The organism is Negadavirga shengliensis, from assembly GCF_042652345.1.
In the GTDB taxonomy this organism is placed as follows: domain Bacteria; phylum Bacteroidota; class Bacteroidia; order Cytophagales; family Cyclobacteriaceae; genus Negadavirga; species Negadavirga shengliensis.
This window is the reverse complement of sequence record NZ_JBHSJJ010000001.1, coordinates 741,172-750,416: the sequence shown is the minus strand read 5'-3', so window position 1 is coordinate 750,416 and position 9,245 is coordinate 741,172. Positions and strand designations below refer to the sequence as shown.

The following is a 9,245-nucleotide window of genomic DNA, read 5'->3' as shown; positions in this document are numbered from 1 at the left end:
CATACGCGTTACGCACCCGTGCGCCACTCTCATCCCCCCCGAAGAGGGGATTCCCGTACGACTTGCATGTATTAGGCCTGCCGCTAGCGTTCATCCTGAGCCAGGATCAAACTCTCCGTTGTAAAGTGTTTGAATTCCTTTTGAAATATTATCAAAAGAATATATGTTTCTACGACCAATAAAATTGGTCTACCCAGGTTATTGTTTTTTGCTGTCTTACAATACTTCAAAGAACTTTCCAGGCTTGCTTTCCAAACCTGCGTGCTGATCAAATAAAACCAGTTTTGAATTGTTTTTCCGAAATTGGAATGCAAAGATCGGATTTTTATTTCGTAATCTCAAATAAAATTATCAAAAATTCTGAAAAAATTTTATTTGAAATTTTCAAATATCTTACCGTGCCAAACCCCCCAAATCGAACTTCTTTCAAAAGGGAATGCAAACATATAGCTCTTTCTGATAATTAGCAAAAAATATCGGAAAATTATTTAGTGATTTCATGAATGCCTGAGCGCCCCACAAAACTATTCCTCACCCTGGTCCCGCTGGGGCTTTGCCCGCTTGTATATAGGTACCGTACTGCATGGCTCTCCATACATGATGCTCCTTGCGAAGGGCATCAACAAATTCATCAATTCCCCATAAACAAATCCGGTTACGGGAAATTTGCTGCATCCTTTTATGACCACCGGTTTGTCAAGAAAATCCTCAGGATTTATTTTCTGTAAGCTCTTCGAAACCAAATATTGCTCCAACGCTACTTGGTCACCCAATATCGTCTCAGCCGCAACGGGCTTCAGGTAAGTCATGGCCAACATATATGCCCATGAAGGAATGATGGCATCAGCACTGCAGGTAACTGCGACAAATTTATCTTTATAGTACGTCCAGTCAAGTTCCTTCAATTGTTGCCTATAATCTTTCTCCCTCAGTACCATCTCCTGAAATAAAAACGGCTTAAGGTCAAATATGACCCTTTCACCCTCTCTGTAAAACTTGTCCAGATCTATGGTCACGATCGGACTGTTAGCTACCCTATTTACAATTTCTGTCATGACAACAAAGGATTCTTCTTAGATTTAATAACCATAAAATCCTTGAGGTAGTTCGGTTCGAAATAAGCCAAATCTTCAAACTCTCCCTTTTCAAATTTCCCGGCAGCAATTTCGCCCACAGAGGATGCTGTATTCACCAAATCCAAAAAACAAGCATTGGGATGGACGATTAACGCCGAAGTTTTGGGATTGGCATTTCCCAGGAAATAAACCCTCCCCCCTTCCAAAAAATCGGAAAAAGAATCACCGCTCAAAATGTGCGCGGATAAGGGAGATACTATTTTCAGGTCACTATCATAAACTTTACAATACACCTCCATTCTCCTCGCATCCATCATAGGGACAACAAATTCACCTGCATGCAGTATCTCTTTTACATTCCTGGCCAACGCGTCCAAAGTATCCACTCCAATAAGGGGCAAGCCGTGGGCAAATGCAAGTCCTTTTGCCGTAGAGACCCCGATCCGTAAACCGGTATATGATCCGGGGCCTTTGGAAACCGCAACAGCATCCAGTTCCTGCCCTTTAATGCCAAGTTGGGTTAAAAGGTCTTTGATCAGGGGAACTAATTTTTGACCGTGTACATTCGCTTGGTGGAGTTCTATCAAACCCTGCAAACTGCCGTCTTTATGTACAGCTACTGAGCAAACCGAGACTGCGGTTTCTATGGAAAGTATAACCGGCATCTAATGATTTTAAGGTTTTAGCATCATGGCATACAGGTTTTGGTCCCTTAGCACCTGTATGGATTTTTCGATTTCGGCATCCTTGTTCAAAGAAGCCTCAACGATGCCTTCCTGATAATAATACCTTGAGACTATCTCGTCCTTCAGTGCCTCTTTGATTTCATCTTTAAAAGTAACCAAATCCTGCTCTTTGCTGTGACCTACACTTTTTTTCAATGACGCCAATTCCGTTTTTATATCCTCATAATATTTCTCCTTTTCAGCATATTTTTCCAAATCAGCTATTGTCTTTTCTACACGGGTAGTATAATCATACTCCTTGTCTGACAGCCATTCTACAAAGTCATCATATATCTGATCGTCTATCTGAAATTCTCTTGGAGAAGGAACGGATTCATTTTTCAGGGTAAACTCATTGGCATAGCTGAAAACCAGGCTCCGGGTCACCAGACTATAGGTAATAGGTGCATAGATTTTAGATTCTATTTCCTCATCCGGCTCAATTCCACCACCATCCAAAACGATCCTTCCATTTTTTGTCTTGAATTCGTTCCTTAGCGAATCCGGTACATTTCTGCCATTGCCTTCCTCATCTTTCTGGCTGTAATCAATCGCCTGTATGCACCGTCCGCTTGGGATATAGTATTTTGCTGTGGTCACCTTTACCTGCGAGTTATAAGACAACGGAATGGTGCTCTGCACCAGTCCTTTTCCAAAAGTCTTTCTTCCAATCAAAACCGCACGATCATAATCCTGAAGTGCTCCTGCTACAATCTCTGAAGCAGAGGCGCTTCGCTCATTGATCAACACCACCAAAGGAATATTTTTATCTACCGGGGATTTCTCCGTCTTGTATACGGTATTGACATTTTGCAACTTGCCAATCGTTCTTACCACTTCTTTGCCTCTTGGTATAAACAAGTTAACCACTTCAATGGCTTCCCGAAGAATTCCCCCGGGGTTATCCCTAACGTCCAAAATAAGCTTTTGGGCTCCCTGCGCCTTAAGATCAACAAGAGCTTTTCTTACGTCCATCGCCGCGTTGGTGGTAAAATCACTTAACTTGATGTAGCCCGTTTCTTCATTCAACATGCCATAGTAGGGAACGTTGCTGATGACAATTTTTTTCCGGTTCAATTTGACCTGTACGGTATCAACCCCTCTTTTAATGGTCACACTGACGTCGGTGTTGGCAGGCCCCTTGAGCATTTTGGATATATCCGCTGTATTTTTATCCACTACATTGACAGAATCCACTTGTAATATTTCGTCTCCGATCCTCAATCCTCCCTCCTGGGCGGGAAAACCCTTATAGGGCATCAGTATCATATTGGACCCTGTGCGGTTTCCGATCAATGCACCTATCCCCCCGTATTCCCCTGTAGTCATCATCCTGAAATCATCAGAATCCTCTTCAGGAATAAATTCGGTATAGGGGTCCAGCTCCTCCAGCATCGCATTGATTCCTACTGAAACCAATTTGTCCGGATCAATTTCATCTACGTAATAAGAATCAAGCTCTCTGATCAGAGAAGCGAAAATATCAAGATTCTTGGCTATGGAAAACAGCTTGTCGTTCTTTGGGTAAAACGACAATAAAAAAGTCATTCCTAATATGACACCCAAGATGGTAAGAAGTGATCGGTTTTTTCTGTTTTTTAGGTTCATTTCTGTCCAATTTTCACGTTATAATGCTGAGATCCGCCGAAGAATTTTTTGAAGTTGAGGCTCTATGGAGGCAAACCCCATTAAATCTGAAGATACGTATACCAAACCAATTAGTTTTTTATTTTCATTTTGGCTTGACAATAAATGCTTGTTGAGCCGATAAGCTTCCCGGATCCTCCTTTTGATTAAATTCCTATCCACTGCTTTTTTTATCCTCTTCTTAGAAACAGAAATAAGGACCTGATTAGTTTCTGTATGCGGGTTGGGCAAATAAAAAACTTTAAAAGGATATAAAAAAAAAGAGGAACCTTTATCAAAAAGTTCCTTTATTGATTTTTTAGAATGTAATCTTTCTTCTTTTGGAAATCTACAATCCATGATGTCTCTAATTCCGCATGAAGATACGAAATTAAAAGCATTACTTCTTAAGTGTTTTTTCGGAAGAAACACTCAGTTTATGTCTTCCTTTGGCTCTCCTGGCCCTCAATACGCGTCTGCCGTTTGCAGTGGACATTCTTTCTCTGAAACCATGCTTGTTTCTTCTTTTCCTGCGGGAAGGTTGGAATGTTCTTTTCATTATTGCTATATTTTATTTCCTGAATGTGCTTTGATCCTGATACTTCCTTAAAATAAAAGGAGTGCAAAGATAGATAGGTTTTTTTTATTTACAAACCACCAGCTTACTTTTGTTTGCCGTTTCAGTCGATCTCTAATATGAAATCGAGCATGACGGGATCGTCACAAACTGGGATGATTATAGATTGCGAGATTCCACCCCGACCTGCGGTACGGGGCAAGTTATGGCCAATGAAAAATAATTATAAACATATGAAATACACCCTTTTCAGCCAAAACCCCGCCGCTCAACTGCTCAATATTACATTAGAACTGGAATGCCGTGAAAACGAAGCCGTGTCCATGCAACTGCCTGCCTGGAGACCGGGAAGATATGAAATGGCCAACTATGCCCAATTTATTAAAAAACTCGCTGTTTTCTTTGATTCGGAAAAAATACAGGTGCAGAAGGTTACCAAGGACAATTGGATATTCCAGGCAAAATCCGCCGGGATCTATTCGGTTCAATATAGCTATTATGCCCGTCAGATGGATGCAGGAGGCAGTTGGCTCGACCCCAGCCAGATGTATATTAATTTTATCAACCTCACGTTTGCCATCAAAGGAAGGGAGGAAGAGGAGGTCACGGTCCGGTTACAGGTGCCGGAGGATTACAAAGTGGCCACGGCTTTGCCTCATATAGGCCATCGCACTTTTCTGGCCAGGGATTTCCAACATCTGGTGGATACTCCGCTTATCGCCTCCCGCGATATCGTCCATGAAACTTACCTGACCCATGGTGTGACCTTTCATGTATGGTTACAGGGAGAAATTCACTTTGACCTCCATGTTTTACTTGATCATTTCCTGGCTTTTACCCAAAGACAAATTGAAGCTTTTGGGGAGTTTCCGGCCGATGAATACCATTTCCTGATCCATCTCCTCCCCTATAAACATTACCATGGCGTGGAACACCGGCATTCCACTGTCATCACCATCGGGCCGGCCGCCCAACTATCTGAAAAAGACCTGTATGACGAACTTATTGGGGTTTGCTCCCATGAGCTTTATCATTTTTGGAATGTTTGCAGGATACGCCCCCAAGTGCTCCTTCCCTATGATTTTTCCAAAGAAGCCTATATGGATGCCGGTCTGATCGCAGAGGGCATCACCACCTATATGGGCGACCTTTTTCTGTTAAAGTCGGGATATTTTTCCTTGTCTGATTACTTAAAGGAACTGTCAAAAATGGTCAATAGGGAATTTGAAACTTCCGGCTGGCAAAATCAGTCCATTGCAGCATCCAGCCTCGATTTGTGGTTAGATGGCTATAAGGCAGGTGTACCTGACAAAAAAGTAAGTATTTATAACCGCGGCGCCCTTATCGCTTTGTGTATGGATTTGATCTTGATAGATAAAGGCTCAACTTTACAGGAGGTCATGAATGCCATGTGGCGGGATTTCGGTAAACCGGAAAAAGGGTATGAAATGACTGACTTTGAAAGGAAAGTGTTTGAATCTGCAAAAGGGGATCCTTACATCCCTGAATTTTTCAGGAAGTTTGTTTACGGATGTGAAGATATTCTTCCGGTATTGACCTCCCAGTTAAAAAGTGTCGGCATCTTCATCGAATCCTCGCCGAGAGAAAATCCCTTTGAAGGTCTATTCGGTATTGTGCACGATTTAAAGGGAGAAATCAAAAAAATACATCCGGAAAGTGAAGCCTATCAGAAACTTATGTTGGGTGACAAAATAGTTTCCTATTCTTTGACTGAACAGCATCTTCAGACTGAAATAATAAGGCTTGAAAAACCCATGTCCATACAACTTAAAAGAACCCCTGTTATCTATTATAAAAATTTTCAATTAAACGATTTGGGTTCAAATCCTAAGCAGAAAGTTTGGGTGAGCTGATCACAGGATTATTAATTATTTCGTGAGCAACAACAATGGCCACCATCAAATCGTATAAAATACTGTAAACACAAAATAACACTGGCCATGGACACACTTCACAAAATTGAACATTGGGCGGACACCCATCATCCCAGATGGATCGACTTCGTTCGCATTGCCTTGGGACTGTTTATTCTATATAAAGGAATCCTGTTTATATCGAATACGGATGCATTGCTTAGCCTGATCCACGAGATGGATCTCGGTTTCTTTCATATGGCCTTGGCGCACTATGTAGCATTTGCCCACCTGGTAGGAGGAATATTGATAGCAATGGGTTTGTTGACCCGGTTTGCCATCATCTTTCAAATCCCTATTTTGCTGGGAGCTGTATTCTTTGTGAACATTGATCAGGGATTCCTATCCGTATCCAATAATCTGGAATTCGAAATCTCGTTGTCCGTTTTAATACTGCTGATCGTATTTCTTATTTATGGATCAGGAAAATTTTCAGTGGATGAATTTATGAAAAAGCATCCCCATTGGTAAGAAAAGAAGGCGGAGTCATTGAAATAAGGAATCATCCAGGGATTCGTTGATCTGTACAGCAATAACCTCGGCTTCCATGGGAACAGGAAGCATGGGATTGGTGATGCTCATCTTCATCGGGAATTTTATCCCCTCCACCTCTTCATAATTACTGAATAAAATGTCGCCGGCTACTTCGGAGGAGATCATCAGTTTCAGTCCGGTTTCGACGCTATAATATTCCTTGGTTTCCAATCCCTGTGAAGTGGTGACGATAAGTGTGTATGCTTGTTCCCCTTCAATTTCTTCCACTTCTCCCATCTCCAACTCAAATCCCAAATCTTCATAATATATCTCAGGAAAAGCGTACAACTGGGTACTGATGGTTTCGAGCTGGTCACCTTCCAGGGTCTGGGTTTGTCCCATGGCAGACATATAACCTTCACCATCCTTTACCACGGTTTTTTGCATCACATTCCCATTCATGACCGTCTGCTGCATCAGCCGTTTTTTTTCAAGGTCCCTGCTGGTACTCATTTCAATAGACATGCCTTGGATCTCCGCTTCCATTACCGTAACCAGGGTCTTGATTTCATTGATCTTTTCCACACCGCCTACAGATTGGATATAATCATCAATAACTTCTTGTGGGGATTTTTCTTTCACCCCGTCCATAGTCACTTGTTCAGCAACCACGGGATACATAGTGGTACACGTAATCCACAGTACCATCCAGAATCTCATTTTATTGTACATCATGCTGTTTGCTAGGAATAATTAAAATTTGCCGTTTGAATCAATTAAAATCTTCATCTGTAAACGGTACATTCACTTCTAAGCTTTCAATTTTGGAATTTAAGGGAACGGGAATCATAGGGTTTTTCAGAGAAATCTCCACGGGAAGTTTCACTCCCTCAAACGTTTCGTAGGCAATATAATCGGTTTCCCCGGACAATTCATTCTCGCTCCGAAGTTTAAGCCCTGAATCCACGCTGTAATAATTGCTGAGTTTACCTCCTGTAGGATTGCCAACCGTGATTTTGTAAGCGGCCTCGCCATCCACGTCCTGAATCCCCTCCAGGGAAAGCGTATATCCTAAAGATTCGTAATGCAGTTCGGGAACGATCCACAGCGAAGACATTTTGACATCTTCGTATTGCTCATCTGTTAACGTCTGTGACTGGCCCATGGCGCTTACTACGGCCTCACCGTTTTTGAGTACCGTCTTGGATGCTTCGTTTCCCATCATCACTACTTTTTGTATCATCCTTTGATTAGGGGCATCATGAAGAGAGATCATGTCAAGTTTCATTCCCTGTATTTCGGCGGACATGGAGATTCTGGCAGTAGTTATGTTTTCAGCAGCATCCCTGCCTCCTATGGCTTCCAGATATTTCGATATTACCTCTTCTGCGGTCAGGTCTGCTTCAGAAAGCTGAATTTCCTGAACCTCATCTCCCCTATTATTGTATAAACGGATTTCTCCGAATTGCTGCAGTTTTTCTCTAATTTCGGATCCATTGCCTACTACTGTGATATGCAGGTTTTCAGGCTTGAGGTATTTTTTTGCAGCGTGGTTGATCTCCTCCTCGGTGAGGGCATCCAGCCGTTGGAGGTAGCTACTGTAAAAATCCTCAGGCAGGCCGTATCTGGCGATGTTGATGGCAAAAGAGGCGATGGTAGAGGGATTTTCCAGTGACCTTCCAAATCTGCCGCTGAGATTGGCCTTGGCGGTCTTGAGTTCTTGCTCTGTGATGCCGTTTTCCGCCAGATTTCTGATTTCATAGATCATCTCGTAAACTGCGGAGTCCGTTACTTCGGTCCTTACGGAGGTATTGGCTGAAAACCGGGCCACCAGCCGATCCGAACCGATGCTGGACCTCGCCCCATAGGTATATCCCTTGTCTTCCCGGAGATTGGCGTTCAACCTGGAATTGAACCCTTCTCCAAGGATAAAATTCAGCACTCTGGTAGCCAAAAAGTCTTCGTTGGTAACGTGCATGTCCAGGGGATAACCCAAATTCAAAACTGATTGCACGGCGTTTGACCGGTCCAATAAAGCCACGCGGCTTTCACTTGGCGGGGTAGGCATTTCATAACTCTTTTTAGGTACCTCTCCTTTTTCCCATTTGCTGAAATACTGCTCTACCAGCTTCTCTGCCTCGTCTTTTTGGATATCCCCCACAATGGCCAGATAGGCGATGTTGGGTTTATAATACGTATGGTAATATTCGCGGATGTCCTCAAGAGTCACATTTTCAATGCTTTTTTCCGTTTGGGTTTCTCCGTAAGGATGATCTTTGCCATATACCAGGGCGCTGGAAACCACCCCTGCCAGATAATCCGGATCATCTTTGGAAGAAGCCAAACTGGTCAAAGCCTGTTTTTTGAGTTTTTCCAGTTCTGACTCAGGAAATACCGGATTGTACAGCACGTCCGTCATCAGTTCCAGTACTTTTTCCTGATGCTTTTTCAACGATGAACCAGAAAGGGATGTTGAACCCGCACTGATACTGGCACCGATAAAATCAATCTCCTCATCCAATTCGTCCTTAGTACGGCCCGAAGTGCCTGCCATCATCATCTCTCCCACAAAGCCTGTCAAGCCGGCCTTATCCCCTTCATATAGTGGATCCCGGTCCAACACCAGGTAAAAGGCTACCCGGGGAAGCTTGTCATTGGACACCACAAAGACTTTGAGCCCATTATCCAACTCAAAGGACTCCGCATCATTGAATTCAATTTCCGGAGCCGGTCCCGGTTCCGGAAATACGCTTCTGTCCACCTGCGCATAAAGTGCGGAATGAAGGACAAAAAGGAAACTGAAACTTAACTTAAATATCTTCATAATGGTAAA

9 protein-coding genes and 1 rRNA gene are annotated in these 9,245 nt (G+C 42.9%); 2 read left to right on the top strand and 8 right to left on the bottom strand.

What is annotated here, in order from left to right; genetic code table 11:
• The 6 genes from ACFPFU_RS03095 to rpmH all read right to left on the bottom strand — a co-directional run.
• Window positions 1-122, bottom strand: a 16S ribosomal RNA gene (locus ACFPFU_RS03095); the annotation flags it as partial.
• Window positions 123-524: 402 nt separating this feature from the next.
• Complete coding sequence (locus ACFPFU_RS03090; protein WP_377061374.1) at window positions 525-1,055, bottom strand: DUF2480 family protein; 531 nt, start codon at window positions 1,053-1,055, stop codon at window positions 525-527.
• Window positions 1,052-1,741 carry a tRNA (adenosine(37)-N6)-threonylcarbamoyltransferase complex dimerization subunit type 1 TsaB gene (gene tsaB / locus ACFPFU_RS03085; RefSeq protein WP_377061372.1) on the bottom strand — a complete coding sequence of 230 codons (690 nt, stop codon included), beginning with the start codon at window positions 1,739-1,741 and terminating at the stop codon, window positions 1,052-1,054. The genes ACFPFU_RS03090 and tsaB overlap by 4 nt, the downstream gene beginning before the upstream one ends.
• 9 nt (window positions 1,742-1,750) lie before the next feature.
• A complete protein-coding gene (locus ACFPFU_RS03080; protein WP_377061371.1) occupies window positions 1,751-3,409 on the bottom strand; it encodes a S41 family peptidase in 1,659 nt (552 codons plus the stop codon).
• Window positions 3,410-3,427: 18 nt separating this feature from the next.
• Entirely contained in the window at window positions 3,428-3,787 is a 360-nt protein-coding gene (rnpA, locus tag ACFPFU_RS03075; RefSeq protein WP_377061370.1) for a ribonuclease P protein component, read from the bottom strand.
• A gap of 40 nt (window positions 3,788-3,827) precedes the next feature.
• On the bottom strand, window positions 3,828-3,986 hold the full coding sequence (gene rpmH, locus ACFPFU_RS03070; protein WP_008629984.1) for a 50S ribosomal protein L34: 159 nt from the start codon (window positions 3,984-3,986) through the stop codon (window positions 3,828-3,830).
• A gap of 251 nt (window positions 3,987-4,237) precedes the next feature.
• Here rpmH and ACFPFU_RS03065 point away from each other — a divergent pair, with 251 nt between their 5' ends.
• Together ACFPFU_RS03065 and ACFPFU_RS03060 are read left to right on the top strand one after the other, a co-directional pair.
• A complete protein-coding gene (locus tag ACFPFU_RS03065) occupies window positions 4,238-5,878 on the top strand; it encodes a M61 family metallopeptidase (protein WP_377061368.1) in 1,641 nt (546 codons plus the stop codon).
• 87 nt (window positions 5,879-5,965) lie between these two features.
• On the top strand, window positions 5,966-6,409 hold the full coding sequence (locus ACFPFU_RS03060) for a DoxX family protein (protein ID WP_377061367.1): 444 nt from the start codon (window positions 5,966-5,968) through the stop codon (window positions 6,407-6,409).
• Window positions 6,410-6,424: 15 nt separating this feature from the next.
• Here the strand turns inward: ACFPFU_RS03060 and ACFPFU_RS03055 are convergent, their stop codons facing one another.
• Both ACFPFU_RS03055 and ACFPFU_RS03050 read right to left on the bottom strand, forming a co-directional pair.
• Window positions 6,425-7,120 (bottom strand): peptidase, M16 family protein, encoded by a 696-nt coding sequence (locus ACFPFU_RS03055; RefSeq protein ID WP_377061365.1) that lies wholly within the window; start codon window positions 7,118-7,120, stop codon window positions 6,425-6,427.
• A 64-nt stretch (window positions 7,121-7,184) separates the two neighbouring features.
• Window positions 7,185-9,236 carry a M16 family metallopeptidase gene (locus ACFPFU_RS03050; protein WP_377061363.1) on the bottom strand — a complete coding sequence of 684 codons (2,052 nt, stop codon included), beginning with the start codon at window positions 9,234-9,236 and terminating at the stop codon, window positions 7,185-7,187.
• Window positions 9,237-9,245: the final 9 nt, after the last annotated feature.